At 61.0% G+C, this 22,771-nt stretch carries 21 protein-coding genes; 8 read left to right on the plus strand and 13 right to left on the minus strand.

Features of this window, described 5'->3' with window-relative positions; translation table 11 throughout:
- Positions 1-29 precede the first annotated feature (29 nt).
- The 3 genes from QK296_RS20845 to QK296_RS20855 are packed head-to-tail and all read right to left on the minus strand — an operon-like array spanning position 30 to position 3,725.
- Entirely contained in the window at positions 30-1,493 is a 1,464-nt protein-coding gene (locus QK296_RS20845) for a D-aminoacylase (protein WP_282391255.1), read from the minus strand.
- A gap of 1 nt (position 1,494) precedes the next feature.
- Entirely contained in the window at positions 1,495-2,355 is an 861-nt protein-coding gene (locus QK296_RS20850) for a MurR/RpiR family transcriptional regulator (protein ID WP_003194093.1), read from the minus strand.
- A 20-nt stretch (positions 2,356-2,375) separates the two neighbouring features.
- Positions 2,376-3,725 carry a gluconate:H+ symporter gene (locus QK296_RS20855; protein ID WP_241666007.1) on the minus strand — a complete coding sequence of 450 codons (1,350 nt, stop codon included), beginning with the start codon at positions 3,723-3,725 and terminating at the stop codon, positions 2,376-2,378.
- Between the two features lie 243 nt (positions 3,726-3,968).
- Here QK296_RS20855 and QK296_RS20860 point away from each other — a divergent pair, with 243 nt between their 5' ends.
- The gene (locus QK296_RS20860; RefSeq protein ID WP_003194095.1) at positions 3,969-4,343 is read left to right on the plus strand and encodes a lysozyme inhibitor LprI family protein; all 375 of its coding nucleotides are present in this window, start codon (positions 3,969-3,971) and stop codon (positions 4,341-4,343) included.
- Between the two features lie 127 nt (positions 4,344-4,470).
- Here QK296_RS20860 and QK296_RS20865 read toward each other — a convergent pair whose 3' ends face one another.
- From QK296_RS20865 to QK296_RS20880, 4 genes are all read right to left on the minus strand, one after another.
- On the minus strand, positions 4,471-5,916 hold the full coding sequence (locus QK296_RS20865; RefSeq protein ID WP_034128761.1) for a SulP family inorganic anion transporter: 1,446 nt from the start codon (positions 5,914-5,916) through the stop codon (positions 4,471-4,473).
- 198 nt (positions 5,917-6,114) lie between these two features.
- Positions 6,115-7,008 (minus strand): NAD-dependent epimerase/dehydratase family protein, encoded by an 894-nt coding sequence (locus tag QK296_RS20870; protein ID WP_169856347.1) that lies wholly within the window; start codon positions 7,006-7,008, stop codon positions 6,115-6,117.
- Between the two features lie 103 nt (positions 7,009-7,111).
- A complete protein-coding gene (locus QK296_RS20875; RefSeq protein ID WP_120248525.1) occupies positions 7,112-8,008 on the minus strand; it encodes a LysR family transcriptional regulator in 897 nt (298 codons plus the stop codon).
- Positions 8,009-8,050: 42 nt separating this feature from the next.
- A complete protein-coding gene (locus QK296_RS20880) occupies positions 8,051-8,815 on the minus strand; it encodes a sulfite exporter TauE/SafE family protein (protein WP_003194099.1) in 765 nt (254 codons plus the stop codon).
- A 189-nt stretch (positions 8,816-9,004) separates the two neighbouring features.
- Here QK296_RS20880 and QK296_RS20885 point away from each other — a divergent pair, with 189 nt between their 5' ends.
- Positions 9,005-9,895, plus strand: coding sequence for a LysR substrate-binding domain-containing protein (locus QK296_RS20885; RefSeq protein WP_003194100.1), 891 nt, complete (start codon positions 9,005-9,007; stop codon positions 9,893-9,895).
- Here QK296_RS20885 and QK296_RS20890 read toward each other — a convergent pair.
- Both QK296_RS20890 and kynU read right to left on the minus strand, forming a co-directional pair.
- On the minus strand, positions 9,841-11,247 hold the full coding sequence (locus QK296_RS20890) for an amino acid permease (protein WP_003194101.1): 1,407 nt from the start codon (positions 11,245-11,247) through the stop codon (positions 9,841-9,843). The genes QK296_RS20885 and QK296_RS20890 overlap by 55 nt on opposite strands.
- Positions 11,248-11,379: 132 nt before the next feature.
- Entirely contained in the window at positions 11,380-12,630 is a 1,251-nt protein-coding gene (gene kynU / locus QK296_RS20895; protein WP_120248521.1) for a kynureninase, read from the minus strand.
- A gap of 144 nt (positions 12,631-12,774) precedes the next feature.
- On the opposite strand from kynU, the gene QK296_RS20900 reads away from it, so the two are divergent.
- On the plus strand, positions 12,775-13,248 hold the full coding sequence (locus QK296_RS20900) for an Lrp/AsnC family transcriptional regulator (protein ID WP_003194103.1): 474 nt from the start codon (positions 12,775-12,777) through the stop codon (positions 13,246-13,248).
- Between the two features lie 106 nt (positions 13,249-13,354).
- Here the strand turns inward: QK296_RS20900 and catA are convergent, their stop codons facing one another.
- From catA to QK296_RS20915, 3 genes are read right to left on the minus strand one after another with little or no spacing between them, the layout of a single operon-like run.
- Entirely contained in the window at positions 13,355-14,284 is a 930-nt protein-coding gene (gene catA / locus QK296_RS20905) for a catechol 1,2-dioxygenase (RefSeq protein WP_094774904.1), read from the minus strand.
- Between the two features lie 39 nt (positions 14,285-14,323).
- Positions 14,324-14,614, minus strand: a complete 291-nt coding sequence (gene catC / locus QK296_RS20910; RefSeq protein WP_003194105.1) for a muconolactone Delta-isomerase — start codon at positions 14,612-14,614, stop codon at positions 14,324-14,326.
- Between the two features lie 12 nt (positions 14,615-14,626).
- On the minus strand, positions 14,627-15,754 hold the full coding sequence (locus QK296_RS20915; protein ID WP_094774919.1) for a muconate cycloisomerase family protein: 1,128 nt from the start codon (positions 15,752-15,754) through the stop codon (positions 14,627-14,629).
- Between the two features lie 114 nt (positions 15,755-15,868).
- On the opposite strand from QK296_RS20915, the gene QK296_RS20920 reads away from it, so the two are divergent.
- Entirely contained in the window at positions 15,869-16,744 is an 876-nt protein-coding gene (locus QK296_RS20920; RefSeq protein WP_282391256.1) for a LysR family transcriptional regulator, read from the plus strand.
- Between the two features lie 132 nt (positions 16,745-16,876).
- On the opposite strand, the gene QK296_RS20925 is transcribed toward QK296_RS20920, so the two are convergent.
- Positions 16,877-17,869, minus strand: coding sequence for a helix-turn-helix domain-containing protein (locus QK296_RS20925; protein WP_034133665.1), 993 nt, complete (start codon positions 17,867-17,869; stop codon positions 16,877-16,879).
- 311 nt (positions 17,870-18,180) lie between these two features.
- Here QK296_RS20925 and antA point away from each other — a divergent pair, with 311 nt between their 5' ends.
- The 4 genes from antA to QK296_RS20945 all read left to right on the plus strand — a co-directional run bounded on the left by antA (position 18,181) and on the right by QK296_RS20945 (position 22,691).
- Positions 18,181-19,572 (plus strand): anthranilate 1,2-dioxygenase large subunit, encoded by a 1,392-nt coding sequence (antA, locus tag QK296_RS20930; RefSeq protein WP_047711775.1) that lies wholly within the window; start codon positions 18,181-18,183, stop codon positions 19,570-19,572.
- Positions 19,572-20,063, plus strand: a complete 492-nt coding sequence (antB, locus tag QK296_RS20935; protein WP_003194110.1) for an anthranilate 1,2-dioxygenase small subunit — start codon at positions 19,572-19,574, stop codon at positions 20,061-20,063. Before antA ends, antB begins: the two co-directional genes overlap by 1 nt.
- Before the next feature lie 148 nt (positions 20,064-20,211).
- Complete coding sequence (antC, locus tag QK296_RS20940; protein ID WP_094774908.1) at positions 20,212-21,219, plus strand: anthranilate 1,2-dioxygenase electron transfer component AntC; 1,008 nt, start codon at positions 20,212-20,214, stop codon at positions 21,217-21,219.
- A 71-nt stretch (positions 21,220-21,290) separates the two neighbouring features.
- On the plus strand, positions 21,291-22,691 hold the full coding sequence (locus QK296_RS20945; protein WP_005791366.1) for an amino acid permease: 1,401 nt from the start codon (positions 21,291-21,293) through the stop codon (positions 22,689-22,691).
- Positions 22,692-22,771: the final 80 nt, after the last annotated feature.

A 22,771-nucleotide genomic window follows, 5' to 3' on the forward strand; every position in this document is an offset into this window, starting at 1 on the left:
GGCGACAGCTCCGTATAAAAGAAGCCCCACTATAGAGCCGTAAACCCACCACGCAAATCCCCGCTACGCGCCAGGAACCGGCCTGCTCTCGCGCCGTTCGCCTGCCCATCGCGATAGCTCAATACGCCATTGACCCACACGCCATCAATCCCTTCAGCTGCGCGCTGCGGTGCGGTGAAATCCGCCACATCCCGCACCCGCAGGGGGTCGAACAACACCAGGTCAGCCCAGTAGCCTTCACGGATCTCGCCACGCTCGGCCAGCCCAAAACGCGCCGCCGACAAGCCGGTCATCTTGTGCACCGCCGTGTGCAAAGGGAACAAACCGACATCCCGACTGAAATGCCCGAGTACCCGTGGGAAGGCCCCCCACAAGCGTGGATGAGGAAACGGGTCTTCAGGCAAGCCGTCCGAGCCCACCATCGACAACGGATGCGCGAGGATGCGCCGAACGTCGGCCTCATCCATCCCGTAATACACCGCCCCTGCCGGCTGTAAACGGCGAGCGGCCTCCAACAGCGAAACGTTCCACTCGCCAGCGATGTCCTGCAAATCGCGCCCGCCCATGTGCGGGTGCGGTGTAGACCAGGTAATGGTGATGCGAAACGCGTCGGTCACTTGCTTGAGGTCCAGAGTCGAGGAGCTGGCTGCATAAGGATAGCAATCACAGCCCACCGGATGATCTTTGGCCGCCGCTTCCAAGGCCGCTAACAGCTGTGGGCTGCGCCCCCAATTACCGGCGCCGGCGCATTTAAGATGGGAAATGATCACCGGCACCCTCGCCTCTCGGCCGATCAAGAACGCTTCATCCATCGCCTCCAGCACCGGTTCGAACTCGCTGCGCAGGTGAGTGGTGTAGACCGCGCCGTAGGCCGTCAACTCTTGGGTGAGTTGCAGCACTTCATCGGTCTCGGCGTTGAACGCGCTGGCGTAGGCCAGGCCTGTGGATAAACCCAGGGCACCGGCCTCCAGGCTTTCCTGCAACTGCACGCGCATGGCCGCGATTTCATAGGGTGTGGCGGTGCGGTGCAGGTCGTCCATATGGTTGCTGCGCAGCGCCGTGTGGCCGATCAACGCGGCGACGTTCACCGCCGGGCAGGCTCGTTGCACCGCGGCGCGGTAGTCGGCAAACCGTGGATAAGAGAACGCTTCGCGGCTGCCCAGCAAGTTCATCGGGTCTGGCGGGTCGCTGCGCAAACTGACCGGCGCGGCGCTGATGCCACAGTTGCCGACAATCACCGTGGTCACGCCCTGGCTGAGCTTGGGCAGCATCTGCGGCTGGCGGATCACCACCGTGTCATCGTGGGTGTGCACGTCGATAAAGCCCGGCGCCAATACTCGGCCATGGGCGTCGATGACCTGCTCGGCCTGGGCTGTGGACAAGTCGCCAATCGTGCGGATGCGCCCTGCGTGCACGCCCACATCGGCGACATACCCTGGGGTGTTACTGCCATCGATGATCAGCGCCTGGCGAATCAACGTGTCGTACTTCATATCAGTCTCCAAGCGGCAGGCTGCCAGGGCCGCCGCGGTAATCGTCCAGGGCCAGTTTGATCCGGCGCAGGCGTTCCTGGTTATCGTCCGGCAGGGCCAGCGCCAACTCAGTGGCGAGCAGGTCGATAGCCAGCAGCATGCCGTAGCGGGCCGCAGTAGGCTTGTAGATAAAACTGGTTTCCGCCGATTGCAGCGGCAGCACGACATCTGCCAACTGCGCCAGGGGCGAATCGGCAAGGGTGATGGCAATGATCCGCGCGTCGTAGTTGCGCGCCAGCGTCACCACTTCAAGTAATTCAGGGGTCAGGCCCGTGAGCGAGCAGACAATGACGGCATGTTCGGGCCCCAGGGTCGCCGCCGTGACACGCATCATCACCGGGTCATGGCTGGCGGCAATCGGATAACCCAGCCGCACCAGGCGCACCTGCAACTCATCGCTGCACAGGCTCGACGGCCCGCCCATGCCGAACGCATGGATCATCCGCGCCTTGCCCAACAGCTTGACCGCATCGCCAAAACTGCGCTGGTTGAAACCCGACAGGTGCTGACGCAACGTCGCCTCGATGTCCCCCAGGATCTGCCGATGAAACGCTGACTGTTCTGGCTTGCCCGCCGGGTCGAGAAAGCGGCTGCCCACACCACTGGCCTGGGCCAATTGCAGGCGCAAATCGCGCAAGTCACGGCAGCCCACGCTGCGGGCAAAGCGTGACAAGGTGGCGGTACTTACCTCAGCCCGTTGCGACAGTTCCTCCAGGCTGGCGGAGGCGGCAAAGCCCACATCCTCAAGCATCAGCTTGGCGATACGCCCTTCGCCGGCACTGAAAGCGTCCTGGCGGGCGCGGATCTGATAGAGGATGTCCATGGGGGCTCCGGGTTACAGGCTCATAAAAAAAGGGACAGACCGTAGGTCAGGCCGAAGGCGACCAGCGAAATCAAGGTCTCCAGTACGGTCCAGGTCTTGAAGGTCTGGATAACCGTCATATTGAAGTATTCCTTGATCAGCCAGAAGCCGCCGTCGTTCACGTGGGAAAAGATCACCGAGCCTGCACCGGTCGCCAGCACCAGCAATTCAGGGTGGGGATAACCCAGGCCCAAGGCGACCGGCGCGACTACCCCGGACGCGGTGGTCATGGCCACCGTGGCCGAGCCGGTAGCAACGCGCATCAACGCGGCGAACAACCAGCCCATCACCAGCGGCGACAACTGGAACGCATGGGCCAGGCCGAGGATTTCATGGGTGACCCCGGCATCCACCAGGATGCGGTTCAACCCGCCGCCCGCGCCCACCAGCAAGGTGATGCTGGCGGTCGGCGCCAGGCATTCGTTGGTGAACTTGAGGATCGACTCGCGGTTAAAGCCCTGGGCCAGGCCCAAGGTCCAGAAGCTCACCAGGGTCGCCACCAACAGGGCGATCACCGAGTTGCCGATAAACAACAGGAACTGGTTGAACCCGCTGCCCGGCGTGGAAATCACGTTGGCCCAGCCGCCGATCATCATCAACACCACCGGCAACAGGATAGTGCCCATGGTCAGCGCAAAACTGGGCAGGCGCGTACGCGGTTCACGCTCGATAAACTGGCGCTCCAGCGGGTTTTCCGCTGGCAAGTGAATGTGCGGCACGATGAATTTGGCGTAGACGGGCCCGGCAATGATCGCCGTGGGGATGCCAATCAGGATCGCATACAGCACCGTCTGCCCGACCGAGGCGTTATAGGCCAGTACCGCCATCATTGCCGCTGGGTGCGGCGGCACCAACGCATGCACCACCGACAGGCCAGCGACCATCGGCAGCCCGACCATCAGGATCGACACGCCCACGCGCCGCGCCACGGTAAAGGCAATCGGCACCAGCAACACAAAGCCGACTTCGAAAAACAGCGGCAGCCCCACCAGGAATGCAATACACACCATCGCCCAGTGGGCATTGCGCTCACCGAAGCGGTTGATCAGCGTGCGCGCCACCTGCTCGGCGCCACCCGACTCGGCCATCATCTTGCCGAGCATGGTGCCCAGCGCCACCACCAGGGCGATATGCCCCAGGGTCTTGCCGACACCCGCCTCGTACGAACCCATGATGGTGTCCGCTGGCATCCCGGCCATCAGCGCCAGGCCGATGGACACCAGGGTAATCACGATAAAGGGATTGAGTCGGTAGCGTGCAATCAGCACGATCAATGCAATGATGGCGATGGCAGCGTATGCCAACAGCCCGAAGCCCGGTAATGCGGCCATGCGGTACTCCTCGGAAAGGGTCACGTCGAATAGGTTGTGAAACTCATAAATCATTCCCGAGGAGGATTTTCAATTTTTATGAAAGTAATTTTCGCCCACGGATAAGCGCTGTCGCTTGGGGATATGCCCGACGTTAACGGATGAAAATTCGAGGGGTGTTCTTACATGAAGATCAGAGAAGGCGGAAACTCAAACGCCGCCCTTGAGTCATAGACTGCGCATCCACTGCCCAGGAAACCGCTCATGATTCGCACCACAATTGCCGCCAGCGTCCTGCTCTTGTGCGGCAGCGCTTATGCCGCCGACAACGCTGCCTTGAAAACATGCATGGACAGCGCCAATACCACCGCAGACATGGTCAATTGCAATGCCAAGCAAACCAAGGTGCAGGACGACCGCCTGAACCGCGCCTACAAGACCGCCCTCGCCGCCCAGGAAGGCGCGCGCAAACAACAACTGCAAGACGTGCAGCGCCTGTGGATCAAATACCGCGACGCCAATTGCGCCTTCGCCGGCAGCGCCACCGGCGGCACGATTGATCAGGTCAATGGCACAGGCTGCGTGCTGGACATGACCCAAACCCGTGCCCAGGAGCTGGAAGACCTGGTCGGCCCGTAATCGCGACCTTGCCCCCTGTAGGAGCGAGCTTGCTCGCGAAAAACCCGAGAACGCCGTAGTGCATCAGAATGCCCGCGTTATCGTTGACGATTTTCGCGAGCAAGCTCGCTCCTACAGAGGAAGGGGTTCAGTCGTGATGAACCTTGGCGCGCTTGAGCAGCTTTTTGCAGCGCTCGGATAAATGCAGCACCCGCAGGTGCTTGCCGGCCTTGGTGTAGCGCTCGCGCAGGGTCATCAGCGCGGCAATTGCCGAATAGTCGACAAAGCTCAGGTGACGGCAATCCAGCGTGACCTGGGCCGGGTCGTTGGCTGGGTCGAACTGATTCAAAAACGGCGTGGTCGAGGCGAAGAACAACGTGCCGTGCAGCCGATAGAGCTTGCTGCCATCGGCCTCCAGATGTTCATCAGCGTACAGTTCCCGCGCCTGCTGCCAGGCGAAGTTCAGCGCGGCGATGACGATACCGCACAGCACGGCGGTGGCCAGGTCGGTGAACACGGTGATGATCGTCACCGCCATAATCACCAGCACATCATTGAGCGGCACCTTGTTGATCACCCGCAACGACGCCCAGGCGAAGGTCTGTTGCGACACCACGAACATCACGCCCACCAACGCCGCCAGCGGAATCCGCTCGATCAGTGGCGACAGAAACAGAATGAACAACAGAATCATCACCCCGGCAAACACCCCGGAGAAACGCCCACGCCCGCCGGAGCTGAGGTTGATCACGGTTTGCCCGATCATCGCGCAACCGCCCATGCCGCCAAACAGGCCCGAGACCATATTCGCCGCGCCCAGGGCCACGCTTTCGCGGTCAGGATAACCACGGGTCTCGGTGATTTCGTCGGTGAGGTTGAGGGTCAGCAGGGTTTCCAACAGGCCGACCATCGCCATCAAAAACGCGTAGGGCGCGATGATGCCAAGGGTTTCCAGGGTCCAGGGGATCTGCGGCAGCGCGAAGGTCGGCAAGCCACCGGCAATGTGCGCCATATCCCCCAATGTACGGGTCGGCAAACCCAGCAGGTACACCGCCAGGCCCACCCCCAGAATCGCCACCAGCGCGGGCGGCACGGCACGGGTCAGGCGGGGCAACAGGTACACAATGGCCATGGTCGCCGCCACCAGCCCGGCCATCACGTACAGCGGCGTGCCGCTGAGCCAGGTTTCACCGCTCTTGAAATGCTCCAGTTGCGCCAGCGCAATGATGATCGCCAGGCCGTTGACGAAGCCGAGCATCACCGAATGCGGCACCATGCGCACCAGCTTGCCCAGGCGCAGCAGGCCGAAAGCGACCATGATCAACCCGCCGAGCAACACCGTCGCCAGCAAATACTCCACGCCGTGCTGCACCACCAACGCGACGATCACCACTGCCATCGAACCTGCCGCACCGGACACCATACCGGGACGGCCGCCGAATAATGCGGTGAGGGTGCAAATGATGAAGGCGCCGTAGAGGCCCATCAGCGGGTTGAGATGGGCCACCAGCGCAAAGGCGATGCATTCGGGCAGCAAGGCGAAAGACGTGGTGAGGCCGGCCAGGGCGTCGGCGCGCAGACGGGTGAGGTTCATGGAGTACCAGGGAATTGCGGGGGATAAGGCGGGGAATGGTACGGAATTGCGGCGGGTGGGGCTAGTGAAGTGTCTGGTCCGATGCACCGAGTCGCCCCTTTCGCAGGCAAGCCAGCTCCCACATTTGACAGGGTTCACACCTGAACAATGTGGGAGCTGGCTTGCCTGCGAAGGCAGCACCGCGGTGCTAAGCGAACATCACACCATCTCGTCGCGAATCCACTCCACCACCGAAGTGCGCTTAGGTGCCCACCCCAACAATTCACGGGCCTGCTTGCCACGCACTCGGCTATTGGAGCCCAACCCGTAGTTGGCCATTTCATAGCCCCACTCGGCCTCAGCCTCGGCCAATGGCCAATCCTGTGGCTTGCCCAGGTTTAGGGCTTGGGCAATCGCCGTGGTCATGTCGATGAACGCCGCTTCGCTGCTTTCCACAAAATAGAAAGTGCCCGGTACGTTCTTGGTCAACGCCAGCAGATACAAGGCCACCACGTCTTCAATATGCACGTTGGACCAAATGTTCTGCCCAGGGCCCACATGGCGCACCACCCCGCTTTTGCGTGCCTGCTTGAGCAAGCGCGGCAATTGCACGCTGTCACGCTTCACGCCCAGGCTGTGGCCGTAGATCAGGGTGTTGCAGATCACCGCCGAATTCACGCCGTCGTTGGCGGCCGCGAGAATCAGGTTGTCGATGGCCACACGGGCGGCCTTGTCGACGGTCGGCTCAGGCAGGTTGTCTTCGAAGTAGATAGTTTCACTGGCCTTGCCGCCCGACGCATCGCCCACGATGCTCGAACCGCTGGTGTGCAGGAACGGCTTGTTAGAGCCTTTCAAGGCTGCCAACAAGACTTCCACGGCGGCGCGGTGATCGCTGCTGGCGGCATTGATTACCGCATCGGCTTTGTGCGCCTGCTCGGTCAATACGACGGCGTCATCGAGGGTGCCCATCACGGGCGTGATGCCCAGGGCGGTCATTTCGGTGGCTTGTTCAGCGCTGCGCACCAGGCCGGTGACGTGATGGCCGGCGTTGACCAGGCCGGTAGCGATGGAACCGCCGATAAACCCTGCGGCGCCGGTAACGAATACATTCATGGAGGTTGCTCCTGACTGGGTAAGTAATGCGTCCAGTATCCAACCCACACCGCTGTCGAATAAGCCCGTGCGGCCCAATTCACTCTTGCGCTCAGATCACGAATCAGCTCGCATACCGCGCCAGCTTGGCCTGAATAAAGTCCAGAAAGCACTGGATGCGCAACGCCAATTGCGAGTTGCGGTAGAACACCGCGTGGATCGGCTGGCGATAGCCACTGTTGAACGACTCCAGCAACGGCACCAGGCGCCCGGCTTCAAGGTCGTGCACCGTCATGAAGTTCGACAGGCAAGCAATGCCCTGCCCTTCCAGCGCCAACTGCCGCAAGGTTTCACCACTGGACGCGCTGACGCCGGGCTGGATCAGCCAGCGGTCACCTTCGCCATGGCGCAGCGGCCAGTGGTTGAGGGTTTCGGTGTGGGTGAAGCCCAGCAAGGTGTGATCAGCCAACTCGGCAACGGTCGTCGGCGTGCCAAACTGCTTGAGGTAGCCGGGGCTGGCCAGGATATGCAGCGGCGTGCTGCCCAAAAAGCGCGCATGCAGGGTCGAGTCGGCCAGGGCGCCGATGCGAATGGCGATGTCGGTGCTTTGCTCCAGCAGGTCGATGATCAAATCATCGCTGTTGAGCTCCAGCTGGATATCCGGGTAGAGGCTGCGAAACTCGGCGATGTACGGCACGATCCCATGCAGCATGAACGGCACGGCGGCGTTGATACGCAGGCGCCCGGCCGGTTTTTTCTGGCGCGAGGACAGGCGCTCTTCCAGCTCGTCCATCTGCGCCAGGATCACCTTGGCCTGTTCGAAGAAGTACTTGCCCTCTTCGGTCAGGTCCATGCGCCGCGTGGTGCGGTTGATCAAGGTGGTGTCGAGCTTGGCTTCCAGGCGCGACAACGTGCGGCTGACCGCCGATGGCGTTTGCCCGACTTTTTCGGCGGCGGCGGAAATCGAGCCGCACTCGATCACGCTGACAAAAATCTGTAGCTCATCAGATCGGGCTTTCACGGGCAGTCCTTCATTAAACGGCTGACAAATGCCCGGTCATTATTAACCAGCCAGCAACAAATGGCCTCCCAACAACGCCATGCCGGTGAAAAATCCACGTTTGAACCACAAGGCACTGATGCGCCGACGCACCACTTGGCCCAGCCACATCCCCAGCAAGGCCGGCAACAGCGCCAACACCGATGCACCGACTTCAGCACCGCCCAACGCACCACGCCAAGCCAGCCCGGCGGCCAGCGCCAGTGTCGACACGGTGAATGACAGCCCCAGCGCCTGCACCAACTGATCACGGCTCAAGCCCAGGGCTTGCAGATACGGTACCGCAGGGATCACGAAGACACCGGTGGCCGAGGTGATGATGCCGGTGACCACACCGCACAAAGGCCCCAGCCAGCGCTCGGTGCGGGGTGCGACCCTGAAGGTCGGCAGGAATAACCCGCTCAAGGCATACACCAGTAACGCCGCGCCCAAGGCGCGTACCACCCAAGGCCCGCTGCCCATGCCCAGCCACAAGGTGCCCAGCCCGGTGCCGAGAAAAATCAGCAACAGCATCGGCCACAGGCGTTTGAGCAAGGCACCCAAGTGGCCGCCACAGGTGAGTTGCCAGAGGTTGGTCACCGTCGAAGGAATGATCAGCAATGCCGCAGCCTGCGCGGGCAACATAGCCAGGCCAAGCATGCCCATGGCCACGGTGGGCAGGCCCAGGCCGATGACGCCCTTGACCGTACCGGCCAGTAGGAAGGTAGTGATGACCAACGCGGTCAGGGCGGGGCCGAGGTTTTGGTAGAACGCGAGGAAGGTATTCATGGCTGCATTCTGGTGCTTTTCGATAGCTTGTGAAATTCGCCATATACTGAGGCAGCCTCTTGTTTTGTGTGAGGCTGATACCGCTATTGCAGGCAAGCCAGCTCCCACATTTGAATGTATTCACAGTTCAAAATGTGGGAGCTGGCTTGCCTGCGATGAGGCCCGCCCAGTCACCGGAAACCTGCAGCCATGCACTTTGACCTGATCGACCTGCGCCTCTACCTGCACATCCTGGACACCGGCAATATCACCGCCGGCGCGGCCCGCAGCCATCTGTCCCTGGCTGCCGCCAGTGCACGCATCCGGGCAATGGAATCTTCACTGGGTATTGCGTTTCTCGAGCGCGGCCGCCGTGGCGTCACCCCGACACCTGCGGGCAAAGCCCTGGCCCGGCATGCTCGCCTACTGTTGCAACAGGCCGACCACCTGCAACAGGACTTGGCCGAATACGCCAATGGCGTCAAAGGCCAGGTACGCCTGCTGTGCAACACCACCGCCCTCAGCGAATACCTGCCGGAACTGCTCGCGCAGTTTTTGCGCGAACACCCCAACCTCGATATCGACCTGCAAGAGCTGCCCAGCCTGCGCATCACCCACGCGTTGCGCCAGGGCACGGCCGACCTGGGGATTATTTCCGATGCAGTGGACACCCACGGCTTGCAGACCCTGGCGTTTCGCGACGACCCGCTGGTGCTGATCATGCCCCTGGACCACCCGTTGACCAACCCGAGTTTTATCGACAGCTTGCAATACGACTACGTGGGCCTGGGGGCCAACAGCGCGTTGGCGGTATACCTGGAAGAACAGGCATTGCATGCAGGCTTTCGCTTGCGGACGCGCATTCGCGCCGACGGTTTTGATGGGTTGATTCGCATGGTCGCCGGCGGCGCGGGCCTGGGCATCGTGCCTCAGGCCGCCTTGGACCGTTGGCCACCTGCACGGAGCTTCAAAGCCCACCCCCTGCAAGAAGAATGGGCCTGCCGCAAACTGTTGTTATGCGCACGCTCGTTCGAGCACCTGCCGAGTTATGCCAGGGCTTTGTTCGAGGCCTTGGCCCTGCCCTTGCGGAAGAACCCGTAATACACAGCCGACAGAATCAGCAGGAACGGCACGCCAAACACCAGTGTCATCTTGAAGGCGTCGGTGAAATAGGTGGTGATCATCACCGCCCCCATCAGCACCAACCCCAGCAACGTGCTGTAGGGAAACAGGCGCAACTGGAACGACAACTTCGCCCCGCCATGACGCTTGCGATAGCGGCGGAAAAACAGGTGCGTGAGGAAGATCATGAACCAGGTGAAGATCGCGCCAAACATCGAAATCGCCATCATCAGGGTGAACGAGCTTTCCGGGTACACCACGTTGAGCAACGTCGCCAGGGCAATGCCCGAGCTGGACAGCAGCAATGCGTTGAGCGGGATGCCGTTCTTGCTCAACGCGCCCATGGACTTGGGTGCAAAACCTGCGCGCGACAGGCTGAACATCATGCGCGTGGTGATGTAGAGCTGGCTGTTCATGGCCGACAGCGCCGCGATCAGGATCACGAAATTCATCACTCCAGTGGCGCCGGGAATGCCGATGGTCTGCATCACCGTGACAAACGGGCTCTGGGCCTGGCCGGCCTGGTTCCAGGGCACGATCGCGAGCATCAGCGCCAGGGTCAGCAGGTAGAACACCACCAACCGCACGATGGTAGCGCGAAAGGCTTTCTTCACTGCCTGCTCCGGGTCGGCGGCTTCACCGGCGGCCACGGCGATCATCTCGACGCTGAGGTAGCTGAAGATCGACACGATCACCGCGATCCACATGCCACTCAAGCCATGGGGGAAAAAGCCGTCGTGGGCCGTGTAGTTCTGCACGCCGTAGTCAGGGTTGCCAGAGCCGAACACCACATACACTGCCAGGATGATGAAACCGACAATGGCGCTGATCTTGATCGTCGAGAACCAGTATTCGAAGTTGCCGAAGGTCTTCACGCTGATCGCATTGAGCACAATCAGCACACTGGAGAACGACACGATCCACACCCACTCCGGCACGTTGGCGAACCAGTACTTCATGTACATCGCCACCGCCGTCACCTCGGCGCCCACCGCCAGCACAATCGCCGCCCAATAGGCATACCGCACCAGGAACCCAGCCAATGGACTGATGTAGAACTCGGCATACGCGCCAAAGGAGCCTGAGGTGGAGTGGGCCACCGTCATCTCCGCCAGGCAGCCCATCAGCAGCAAGGTGATCAACGCGCCGATGGCGTAGCTCACCAGCACGCTCGGCCCGGCATAGCCGATGGCGTAGGCACTGCCCATGAACAGCCCGGTACCGATGGCGCCACCGATGGCGATCATGCTCATCTGGCCGGAAGTGAGCTGGCGCCTCAGGCCCAGTTCACGGTGGGTAATCTCTGCAAAGCCGTTGTCTGGCGTGGTCACTGGTGTGCCCCTTTATTATTGTGATGATGGCTGACGCTGAACCTGTGGGAGCTGGCTTGCCTGCGATAACGGTAGTGAATGCACCGACGCTATCGCAGGCAAGCCAGCTCCCACATTTGGTCTGTATTGCTCTTAAGTGACGCTGTTGCGCACTTTGAATTGCGCCTGGTCCCACGTGCGCTTGTCGAGTATTTCTCCGAGGATTTCCACGGCGTCCCACACCTCGGTGAAGCTTGTGTACAAAGGCGTGAAGCCAAAACGCATGATCCGCGGTTCACGGTAATCGCCGATCACGCCTCGGGCGATCAAGGCCTGGATCACGGCGTAACCTTCAGGGTGTTCAAAGCTGACGTGGCTGCCGCGCCGGGCGTGCTCAAGCGGGGTGATCAGCTCCAGGCCGTGGGCGGCACAGCGGCTTTCGACCAAGGCAATGAACAGGTCAGTCAAGGCCAGGGATTTAGTCCGCAGGCGGGCCATATCGGTCTGGGCAAAAATCTCCAGGCCACATTCCACCATGGCCAGCGAGGTAATCGGCTGCGTACCGCACAGGTAGCGAGCGATGCCGGCGCTGGGGGCGTAGGTGGACTCCATGGCGAACTGCCGGGTATGCCCGAACCATCCGGACAACGGCTGGCGCACCACATCGACCAACGCCGGGTTGACCCACACAAACGCCTGGGAGCCCGGGCCGCCGTTGAGGTATTTGTAGGTGCAGCCAATTGCATAATCCGCATTGGCCTGGTGCAGGTCGACAGGCACCGCGCCCGCCGAATGCGCCAGGTCCCAGATGCTCAGCGCGCCGCACTCGTGGCTCAGTGCGGTCAGCGCCGCCATGTCGTACATGTAGCCGGTCTTGTAGTTGACGTGGGTGAGCATCACCACCGCCACGTCTGCATCGATGGCCTGGGGCAGTTCGGCCGGGCTGTTCACCAGGCGCAGGGAATAGCCTTGTTGCAGCAGTTCGGCCAAGCCTTCGGCGATATACAAATCGGTGGGAAAGTTGCTCGCTTCACTGACGATGACCTTACGCGCCGGCGTACGTTGGCGCTGCACACTCAAGGCGGCGCTGAGCACTTTGAACAGGTTGATGGAGGTGGTATCGGTGATCACCACCTCGCCGTCACGCGCACCGATCAATGGCGCCAGGCGATTGCCCAGGCGCTGGGACAAATCCGCCCAGCCGGCGCTGTTCCAGCTGCGAATCAGGCCATTGCCCCACTCTTCGGCGATCACCTGTTGTGCCCGCTCCAGCGCCGCCACCGGGCGCGCGCCGAGGGAGTTGCCATCGAGGTAGATCACCCCCTCGGGCAAGGCGAATTGGGCGCGCAGGGAGGCCAACGGGTCCTGGGCGTCGAGGGCTTGGCAATGGCTTCGAGTGGTCATGGGTCGTCCTGGTTTTTATAAGTGAGGATGGACCAAATAATGAACGAACTTTTAGAGAATTTTCGTGCAAAGTGGTGGGTAAAGGGCTATTTAAGCTGTAGGAAATTCGAATTTAACCTCCAAATACGCGGATATCTTCCAAGCATGATTCTCGACGCCACCGACCTGCGCCTCCTGCATTTCCTGCAACAGGATGGCCGCATCAGCAACCAGGAATTGGCGGAAAAAGTCGCGCTGTCGCCGTCCGCATGCCTGCGCCGTTTGCGCCTGCTGGAGAGCGAGGGAATCATCAGCGGCTACCGTGCGGTATTGAATGCCGAGCAGTTGGGGATCGAGCTGGAAGCCATCGTGCACCTGTCGTTGCGCCAGGATGTGGAGGACTGGCATGAGACGTTCATCAAGAAGGTGCAAGGCTGGCCAGAAGTGGCGAGCGCCTATGTGATCACCGGCGCCAGCAACTATGTGTTGCGGGTGCAGGCGCGCAACCTCAAGCACTTTTCGGATTTCATTGTGAACCACCTGAACCGCACGGCGGGAGTGATGGATATCCGTTCGGAGATTGTGCTGCAGAAGATCAAGGACCGGGATGAGGTGTTGGACCTGGTCCTGCGCAAATAACACAAACACCCCAAAACCAATGTGGGAGCTGGCTTGCCTGCGATAGCGGTGGTGAATGTTCCACCGCTATCGCAGGCAAGCCAGCTCCCACAGTTGACCGAGTTGATCAGTCTTCCAGAGCACGCACTCGTTGCATGCGCTGCTGCTCTATTGGCGCATCCGCCACCTGCAACTCAAAGTCAAAATCAATCTGCGCAAAGCGCCCCTGCACGCCAAACTCCCGAGCCAACTGCGGATCGTCGCTGAAGCGAATCTCGGCAATCAGTTCATCCCGGGTGGCATAGGCAAAGTCATCATGCAGGTACGGGTCATCCGACAGGTTGATCTGCGTGGTCAGGTGCCGGTGCCCAGGCGCCGAGATGAAGAAGTGGATATGCGCCGGCCGTTGCCCGTGGCGCCCCAACTGGTCGAGCAACTGCTGCGTCGGCCCGCTCGGTGGGCAGCCGTAGCCTGAAGGTACGATGCTGCGAAAACGGTAGTTGCCCTGGGCGTCGGTCTCGATGCGCCGGCGCAGGTTGAACTCAGACTGCGTCGGGTCGAACCACGAATAGGTCCCGCCCGTGTTGGCCTGCCACACATCCACAATCGCCCCTGCCAACGGCGTGCCCTCGGTATCGCGCACTTGCCCGCGCATGAACAACGGCACCGCGTCGTCCTTGCCATCATCCAGCCGTGCCTCGTACTTGGACAGCGGCGCACCGGCCACATACAACGGGCCTTCAATGGTGCGCGGCGTACCACCCGACTTGCCGGCCTGCTCGTCGGCGGCGTCCATCAACAGGTCCAGGTAATGCTCCAGGCCCAAGCCGGCGGCGAGCAGGCCGGCCTCTTGGTTTTTGCCCAGTTCATTGAGGTAGTTGACCGCCTTCCAGAACTCTTCCGGGGTCACTTCCAGGTCTTCGATGATGTTCACAGTGTCGCGCAGGATCCGATAAATCAGCGCCTTGGTGCGTGGGTTGCCCGCGTCATTGAGGTTACCGCTGGCTTCTTCGAGAAACTGTTGGGCGTGGGCAGTCTGGGACAGACGGATGGACATGGTGCATTCCTCATCTTGTAGTTATAGGTGCAAGCCGTCTCAGCGGTCGTCCGCATGGATCGACGACGGATGGCGGCACAGCGCATTCACTTCGATGGCCATGTAGGGGAACAATGGCAGTTGCATCAGCAGGTCGTGCAGGTCCTGGACGCTGTCGACATCGAACACGCTGTAGTTGGCGTAATGCCCGGCGATGCGCCACAAGTGGCGCCATTTGCCCTCCTCTTGCAGGCGCTGCGCCAAGGCTTTCTCTTCGGCTTTAAGGCTGGCGGCGCGCTCGGGGTGCATGTCGAGGGGCAGGTTCACGGTCATTTTTACGTGGAACAACATGGCAGGGGCCTCTTAGTGTTTGTCACGGCGAAAGAACGCCAGGCGCTCTTCATCAAGCGTCAGGCCCAGGCCCGGCGCAGTGGACACATGCAGCTGGAAATCGCGGTACACCGGTGGCTCAGTGAGGATGTCTTCGGTGAGCAACAGCGGGCCGAACAATTCAGTGCCCCACGCCAGTGTGTCCAGCGTGAGAAAGGCATGGGCCGAGGCCAGGGTGCCAATGCCACCTTCAAGCATGGTGCCGCCGTACAGGCCGATGCCGGCCGCTTCGGCAATCGCCGCCGTGCGCAATACGGCACGCGGGCCGCCGTTCTTGGCGATCTTGAGGGCGAACACCGTGGCCGCGCCTTCACGCGCCAGGTTGAAGGCGTCTTCGACACATTCGATGGACTCATCGGCCATGATCGGCGCCGGGCTCGACAGGTTGAGCCGGGCCATGCCACCACGGTTATTACGTGAGATCGGTTGTTCGATCAGGTCGATACCGTGCTCGCCCAGCACCTTGCACGCCCGCAGGGCCACGGCTTCATCCCAGGCCTGGTTGACGTCGACGCGTACGCTGGCGCGCTCGCCCAGGGCTTTTTTGATCGCGATCACATGGGCCAGGTCGCGGTCGACCTCGCCCGCGCCGATCTTCAGTTTGAAGAGGCGGTGACGGCGCAGGTCGAGCATCTTCTCGGCCTCGTTGATGTCCTGTTCGGTATTACCGCTGGCCAGGGTCCAGGCCACTGGCAACGCATCACGCACACGCCCGCCAAGCAGCTCGCTGACCGGCAGCCCGAGGCGTTTGCCGAGGGCGTCGAGCAAGGCGCTTTCGATACCGGACTTGGCAAAAGTGTTGCCGCGAATACTGCGCTCCAGGCGCAACATGGCGGCATTGACGTTACTCGCGTCCTGGCCGATCAGCAGCGGTGCGAAGTGGCGGTCGATGTTGACCTTGATGCTGTCGGGGCTCTCGTTGCCGTAGCTCAGGCCGCCGATGGTGGTGGCTTCACCGATGCCTTCGATGCCGTCGCTGCAACGCAGGCGAATGATGACGACGGTCTGGTTTTGCATCGTGTGCATCGCCAGCTTGTGCGGGCGAATGGTGGGCAGATCGACGATGACAGTTTCAATCGACTCGATGGCGCAAATCGGCATGGCAATACCCGTTGGGTTCTTTATAGATTTGCGCCGATTCTGTGCCGCATTTTTTATGGCTTCCAATATAGAATTGGTCTCAAGCAATACCCTCAAGGTATAAAAGGAGTCGATATGGAACTGCGTCACCTGCGCTACTTCCAGGTGTTGGGCGAGACCCTCAACTTCACCCGCGCCGCCGAACGCTTGCATATCGCCCAGCCGCCGTTGAGCCGGCAGATCCAGCAACTGGAGGATGAACTCGGGGTGAAGCTGCTGGAACGCAGCCGGCCCTTGCGCCTGACCGAGGCCGGACGGTTTTTCTATGAACATGCCAATGTGCTGCTCGAACAACTGGGCAAGGTCTGCGACAACACCCGACGCATCGGCCAAGGCGAGAAAACCTGGCTGGGCATTGGCTTTGCACCGTCGACCTTGTACGGCGTGCTGCCGGAATTGATTCGACGCCTGCGCACTCACGAGGCCCTGGAGCTGGAGTTGGGCTTGTCGGAGATGACGACGTTGCAGCAGGTCGAAGCGCTCAAGGCCGGGCGCATTGACGTGGGCTTCGGGCGTATTCGCATTGACGACCCGGCCATCGTCCAGCGTGTATTGGTGGAAGACCGCCTGGTGGCCGTGCTGCCCAGCGGTCACCCGTTGCTGGGCGCCCCGGCCACCCTCGCCCAGTTGGCCGGCGAACCCTTTGTGCTCTACCCCGGCAACCCGCGCCCCAGTTATGCCGACCATGTGATCGCACTGTTCGACGCCCATGGCTTGAGCGTGAAGGTGGCGCAGTGGACCAACGAATTGCAGACCGCTATCGGCCTGGTGGGTGCAGGCATGGGGGTGACGCTGGTGCCGGCGTCGGTGCAGGTGCTGCATCGGGCGGATATTGGCTATACGCCGGTGGTGGAGGCGACGGCGAGCTCGCCGATCATCCTCAGCCGGCGGGTGAATGACCAGTCGCCGGGGCTGACTCATTGCCTGCAACTGGTTGAAGAGTTGATCTGAGATCCTCCAGGCACCCCATACTCCATGTGGGCGCTGGCTTGCCTGCGATGGCGGCGGATCAGTTGGCATCGTGTTGATCGGCCGGCCGCTATCGCAGGCAAGCCAGCTCCCACAGATTGTTTTTCATCCAGTTCAAGTAATGCGCAGGCGCTTGCGCTGCAATGTCTGGCTGGGCGACTCATCGAACAGCTTGCGGTACTCCGCCGAAAACCGCCCCAAATGCGTAAACCCCCAACCCAGGGCGATTTCAGAGATGGTGCGGATCGAGCCCTGCTCCAGAATTTCTTGGCGCACCGCCCCCAACCGATGCTTCTTCAAATACGCCATGGGCGACAGTGCGAAGTACTTGCGAAACGCATCGAACAGTTTGAAACGCGACACGCCCGCCGCCGCTTCCAGGTCTTCCAGGTGCAGCGCTTCACGGGCGTTGTCGTGGATAAATTGCCGCGCGCGGATCAGGTAGTGCGGCAGTTTCACCCCCAGCACGTCGCGCAGTTCTTCGGAGTAGTTATTCGGTTGGGCCAGGATCAGGCCCTTGATCAGCGAGCTTTCCAGGTCGCGAGTAAACGCCGCCTGCTCGTACAGTTCGCTGCTGCGCTCCAGTTCGGCGATGAAATAACGCGCCATGCGCCACCACGAAGCCGGTGCTCCGTCCACAGCATCCATCACCGACTCAAAGCGCAGCGGCGCATCGATGGGCCGTTGCAGCAAACCTTCCAGCGACTCGCTCATCGCCGCACGGGTGATTACCACCTGCAACTTGCGGCAGTCACCGGAAATCGCCAGCACCTGATGCTCATTGGGCGAAATGATCACGCCTTGGTCGCGGTTGGAACTGAGACGTTCACCGTTCTTGCTCAGCTCCTGCTCGCCCACCAGTGGCAGGCTCAAGCTGTAGCTGCTGAAGTGCTCGGCGTCTTCGATGTCGATGGTCACATCAGTGCCGTACTCGATCACGCCCAGGGTGGTGGCGCGGGATTTGAACACGTTGGCGCTGTGGTGAAAGCGCAGGCGCTCGGGGGTTGCCGTCGCCAGGCGATGGGGCCCGCAGATGCCGGACATCCAGCTGCACGCGCCCTCCAGGTCGAAGCGTTGAATATGAATATCGCGTGTCTGACTAGTCATCAGGGTGCACCCACGGCGGTTAGGCGTTTGCGCGCTCTGACGGCGCGTCGTTGAACCTCGACAGCAAATTCCAGGCCACGCCAGCGCAGTGCTCACTGGGTGGATAGCAACGGTCGACTATGTGGATAAACCCCAGAGTTTTTCGACCATCGCCCGCCATCACAGTAGCGCATGCCGTCACCGGCGCGCACCGTCATGGGTATTTGCCGCCCAACTTTGCGGCCTACGTTCCCCCATTAAGCGGATAGCCCGCCACCGCATCGCAGCCGCTTAATGGCTCACCGTTTAGCCATGATCAAAAGGTGCCTCCCATGAGTGGTGCAAGAACCGTCGAGCAATGGAAATCCTTTATCGAAAGCTGCCTGGACTTTCGCCCGGCGGATGAAGTGTTCCGCATCGCCCGCGACATGTTCACCGAGCCCGAGTTGTTCGACCTGGAGATGGAGCTGATCTTCGAGAAGAACTGGATCTACGCCTGCCACGAAAGCGAACTGGCCAATAACCACGACTTCGTGACGATGCGCGCCGGCCGCCAGCCGATGATCATCACCCGTGACGGCGAAGGCCGACTCAACGCGTTGATCAACGCCTGCCAGCATCGCGGTACCACCCTCACCCGCGTGGGCAAGGGTAACCAGTCCACCTTCACCTGCCCGTTCCACGCCTGGTGCTACAAGAGCGATGGCCGACTGGTAAAGGTCAAGGCGCCGGGGGAATACCCGGAAGGTTTCGACAAGGCCACCCGCGGCCTGAAAAAAGCGCGCATCGAAAGCTACAGGGGCTTTGTGTTTATCAGCCTGGACGTGAACGGCACCAACAGCCTGGAGGACTTCCTGGGCGATGCCAAAGTGTTCTTCGACATGATGGTGGCGCAATCGGCCACCGGTGAGCTGGAAGTGCTGCCGGGCAAGTCCGCCTACACCTACGACGGCAACTGGAAGCTGCAAAACGAAAACGGCCTGGACGGTTATCACGTCAGCACCGTGCACTACAACTACGTGGCCACCGTGCAGCATCGCCAGCAGGTCAACACCGAAAACGGCGCAGGTTCCAGCACGACGTTGGACTACAGCAAGCTCGGCGCCGGCGACGCCAATACCGACGACGGCTGGTTCGCCTTCAACAACGGCCACAGCGTGTTGTTTAGCGACATGCCCAACCCCAGCGTGCGCTCCGGCTACGCCACCATCATGCCGCGCCTGGTAGAAGAACACGGCCAGCAGAAGGCCGAGTGGATGATGCACCGCCTGCGCAACCTGAATATCTACCCCAGCCTGTTTTTCCTCGACCAGATCAGCTCGCAGTTGCGCATCATCCGCCCGGTGGCCTGGAACAAGACCGAGATCATCAGCCAGTGCCTGGGGGTTAAGGGCGAGTCCGACGCCGACCGCGAAAACCGGATTCGTCAGTTCGAAGACTTCTTCAACGTTTCAGGCATGGGCACGCCCGATGACCTGGTGGAGTTTCGCGAAGCCCAGCGTGGCTTTCAGGGCCGCCTGGAACGCTGGAGCGACATCTCACGGGGCAGCCATCGCTGGGAGACCGGGCCGACGCCAAACAGCGAGGCCATCGGCATCCAACCGGCGATGACCGGTACCGAATTCACCCATGAAGGCCTGTACGTCAACCAGCATCGCAACTGGCAGCAGTTCCTGCTAAAGGGTTTGGACCAGCGAGCCCTGGCACTGCGGGAGGTGAAGTGATGAATGCGCAATTGCAGTACCAGATCGAGCAGTTCTTCTATCGCAAGTCCGAGCTGTGCGACGCCCAGGACTGGGACGCCTACGTGCAGTTGTTCGACCCGCAGAGTGAATTCCACCTGCCGCAATGGGACTCCGAACACGTCTACACCCAAGACCCCAAGCGCGAGATGTCATTGATCTACTACGCCAACCGTTCGGGCCTGGAAGACCGTGTGTTCCGCCTGCGCACCGGCAAAGCCGCCTCTGCCACGCCGATGCCGCGCACTTTGCACCTGATCAATAACGTACGCATTGCCGAACAAAGTGACGGCACCTTGGAGGTGCGCTTGAATTGGCACACGCTGTTTTATCGGCTGGCTACTTCCGAGCAGTTTTACGGGCATGCCACGTACCGCCTCAAGCCTGCGGGCGACAGCTGGTTGATCATGCGCAAGCACGCCTTGTTGCTCAACGACACCATCAACTCGGTGCTGGATTTCTATCACCTGTAACGGTGGTGCATCGCCCTGTAGGAGCGAGCTTGCTCGCGAAAAACGTAAGTACGCCGCGAGCATCCAGGATGTTCTGCGTCATCGTTGGGTTTTTCGCGAGCAAGCTCGCTCCTACAGGGGGTTCATACCTATTCACGGAGTTATGTGAATGAATCACAAAGTGGCCTTCAGCTTCGCCGATGGCAAGACCCTGTTCTTCCCGATGGGCGCCCATGAGATCCTGTTGGACGCGGCCCTGCGCAACGGCATCAAGATCCCGCTCGATTGCCGCGAAGGCGTGTGCGGCACCTGCCAGGGGCGCTGTGAGTCCGGCGAGTACACCCAGGACTATGTCGATGAGGAAGCCCTCTCCAGCCTCGACCTGCAACAACGCAAGATGCTCAGTTGCCAGACCCGGGTGAAGTCCGACGCCACCTTCTATTTCGACTTCGATTCAAGCCTGTGCAACGCCCCCGGGCCTGTGCAGGTACGCGGTACGGTGAGCGCGGTGCAGCAGGTATCGACCAGCACCGCCATTTTGCAGGTGCAACTGGACCAGTCTCTGGATTTTTTGCCGGGCCAATACGCGCGTCTGTCGGTGCCGGGCACCGATAGTTGGCGCTCCTATTCCTTCGCCAACCGGCCGGGCAGTCAATTGCAGTTTCTGGTGCGCCTGCTGCCCGATGGGGTGATGAGCAACTACCTGCGTGAACGCTGCCAGGTGGGTGATGAAATGCTGATGGAGGCGCCCTTGGGTGCGTTCTATCTGCGGCACGTCACCCAACCGTTGGTACTGGTGGCGGGCGGCACCGGGTTGTCGGCATTGCTGGGCATGCTTGATGAGCTGGCCGTCACGGGCTGCACACAACCTGTGCACCTGTACTACGGCGTGCGCGGCGCCGAAGATTTATGTGAAGCGGCGCGTATCCACGCCTACGCGGCAAAAATCCCGAACTTTCGCTACACCGAAGTGCTGAGCGACGCCTCAACCGAGTGGACGGGCAAACGCGGCTACCTCACCGAGCATTTCGAGCTGGCCGAATTGCGGGACAGATCGGCGGATATGTACGTGTGCGGCCCGCCTCCAATGGTCGAATCCATCCAACAATGGCTGGTGGATCAGGCACTTGATGGCGTCCAGCTGTATTACGAAAAGTTTACCCAGAGTAATATCTGACCCTCAGCAGTTCTGAGGGGCCGATGCGGCGTGCAATCACCCTTGAGAAAAACAAGTAGAAGGGAATGTTAATGGCGGATGACATGGTTAACCCGGTGGGCCTCAAGCGAGGCCTGAAAAACCGGCACATTCAGCTGATCGCCTTGGGAGGGGCGATTGGTACAGGCTTGTTCCTCGGCTCGGCCGGGGTGCTCAAGTCGGCGGGGCCGTCGATGATCCTGGGTTATGCGGTGGCAGGGTTTATCGCCTTCCTGATCATGCGCCAGCTCGGTGAGATGATCGTCGAAGAGCCGGTGGCCGGGTCCTTCAGCCACTTCGCACATAAATATTGGGGCGGTTACGCAGGCTTCCTGGCGGGCTGGAACTATTGGGTGCTCTACGTGCTGGTGGGCATGGCCGAGTTGACGGCCGTGGGCAAGTACATCCAGTTCTGGTGGCCGGAAATTCCAACCTGGGTCAGCGCACTGGTGTTCTTTGTTGCGGTGAACCTGATCAACACCCTGAACGTGAAGTTCTTCGGTGAAGCCGAATTCTGGTTTGCGATCATCAAGGTGGTGGCGATTGTCGGCATGATCGTGCTCGGCTGCTACCTGCTGTTCAGCGGCACCGGCGGCCCGCAAGCCTCGGTCAGCAACCTGTGGAGCCACGGTGGATTCTTCCCCAATGGCGGCATGGGGCTGTTGATGTCGATGGCTTTCATCATGTTCTCGTTCGGTGGCCTGGAGCTGGTCGGCATCACCGCCGCCGAGGCCAGCGAGCCACGCAAGGTGATCCCCAAAGCGATCAACCAGGTGGTGTACCGCATCCTGATCTTCTACGTCGGCGCACTCACCGTACTGTTGTCGCTGTACCCGTGGGATCAACTGCTGCAAACCCTCGGCGCGTCAGGCGATGCCTACAGCGGCAGCCCGTTTGTGCAGATCTTCTCGCTGATCGGCAACGACACCGCCGCCCACATCCTCAACTTCGTGGTGCTGACCGCGGCGTTGTCGGTGTACAACAGCGGCGTGTATTGCAACAGCCGCATGCTGTTCGGCCTGGCCGAACAAGGTGATGCGCCCAAGGCGCTGATGAAGCTCAACAAACAAGGCGTGCCGCTGCGGGCGCTGGCGATTTCGGCGCTGGTGACCATGCTGTGCGTGGTGGTCAACTACGTGGCGCCGCACAGTGCGCTGGAGTTGCTGTTCGCGTTGGTGGTTGCCTCGTTGATGATCAACTGGGCGCTGATCAGCCTGACCCACATCAAGTTCCGCAAGGCCATGGGCGAGCAAGGCGTGACGCCGTCGTTCAAGACCTTCTGGTTCCCGTTCAGCAACTACCTGTGCCTGGCGTTCATGGTGATGATCATCGGCGTGATGCTGGCGATTCCAGGGATTCGCGAGTCGGTGTATGCGATGCCGGTGTGGGTGGGGATTATCTATATCGCCTACCGGTTTAGGATCAGAAACGGGAAAGTAGCTGTAACCCAGTAAACTCTGTGGGAGCCGGGCTTGCCCGCGATGGCGGCGTGTCAGCCAACGGGTGAGCCGGCTGATACGCCGCCATCGCTGGC

It is taken from the genome of Pseudomonas sp. AL10 (assembly GCF_029960685.1).
Taxonomy (GTDB): Bacteria; Pseudomonadota; Gammaproteobacteria; order Pseudomonadales; family Pseudomonadaceae; genus Aquipseudomonas; species Aquipseudomonas lactis.

Bases quoted from the DNA above. Each gene is read 5' to 3' on its own strand.
- QK296_RS20855 (WP_241666007.1), bottom strand. From the start codon at position 3,725: ATGGCCGCATTACCGGGCTTCGGGCTGTTGGCATACGCTGCCATCGCC.
- QK296_RS20870 (WP_169856347.1), bottom strand. From the start codon at position 7,008: ATGAATGTATTCGTTACCGGCGCCGCAGGGTTTATCGGCGGTTCCATC.
- QK296_RS20915 (WP_094774919.1), bottom strand. From the start codon at position 15,754: ATGCCGATTTGCGCCATCGAGTCGATTGAAACTGTCATCGTCGATCTG.
- QK296_RS20850 (WP_003194093.1), bottom strand. From the start codon at position 2,355: ATGGACATCCTCTATCAGATCCGCGCCCGCCAGGACGCTTTCAGTGCC.
- QK296_RS20845 (WP_282391255.1), bottom strand. From the start codon at position 1,493: ATGAAGTACGACACGTTGATTCGCCAGGCGCTGATCATCGATGGCAGT.
- antC (WP_094774908.1), top strand. From the start codon at position 20,212: ATGAATCACAAAGTGGCCTTCAGCTTCGCCGATGGCAAGACCCTGTTC.
- QK296_RS20880 (WP_003194099.1), bottom strand. From the start codon at position 8,815: ATGAATACCTTCCTCGCGTTCTACCAAAACCTCGGCCCCGCCCTGACC.
- QK296_RS20925 (WP_034133665.1), bottom strand. From the start codon at position 17,869: ATGACTAGTCAGACACGCGATATTCATATTCAACGCTTCGACCTGGAG.
- antA (WP_047711775.1), top strand. From the start codon at position 18,181: ATGAGTGGTGCAAGAACCGTCGAGCAATGGAAATCCTTTATCGAAAGC.
- QK296_RS20920 (WP_282391256.1), top strand. From the start codon at position 15,869: ATGGAACTGCGTCACCTGCGCTACTTCCAGGTGTTGGGCGAGACCCTC.
- QK296_RS20885 (WP_003194100.1), top strand. From the start codon at position 9,005: ATGCACTTTGACCTGATCGACCTGCGCCTCTACCTGCACATCCTGGAC.
- kynU (WP_120248521.1), bottom strand. From the start codon at position 12,630: ATGACCACTCGAAGCCATTGCCAAGCCCTCGACGCCCAGGACCCGTTG.
- catA (WP_094774904.1), bottom strand. From the start codon at position 14,284: ATGTCCATCCGTCTGTCCCAGACTGCCCACGCCCAACAGTTTCTCGAA.
- antB (WP_003194110.1), top strand. From the start codon at position 19,572: ATGAATGCGCAATTGCAGTACCAGATCGAGCAGTTCTTCTATCGCAAG.
- QK296_RS20945 (WP_005791366.1), top strand. From the start codon at position 21,291: ATGGCGGATGACATGGTTAACCCGGTGGGCCTCAAGCGAGGCCTGAAA.
- QK296_RS20865 (WP_034128761.1), bottom strand. From the start codon at position 5,916: ATGAACCTCACCCGTCTGCGCGCCGACGCCCTGGCCGGCCTCACCACG.
- catC (WP_003194105.1), bottom strand. From the start codon at position 14,614: ATGTTGTTCCACGTAAAAATGACCGTGAACCTGCCCCTCGACATGCAC.
- QK296_RS20860 (WP_003194095.1), top strand. From the start codon at position 3,969: ATGATTCGCACCACAATTGCCGCCAGCGTCCTGCTCTTGTGCGGCAGC.
- QK296_RS20900 (WP_003194103.1), top strand. From the start codon at position 12,775: ATGATTCTCGACGCCACCGACCTGCGCCTCCTGCATTTCCTGCAACAG.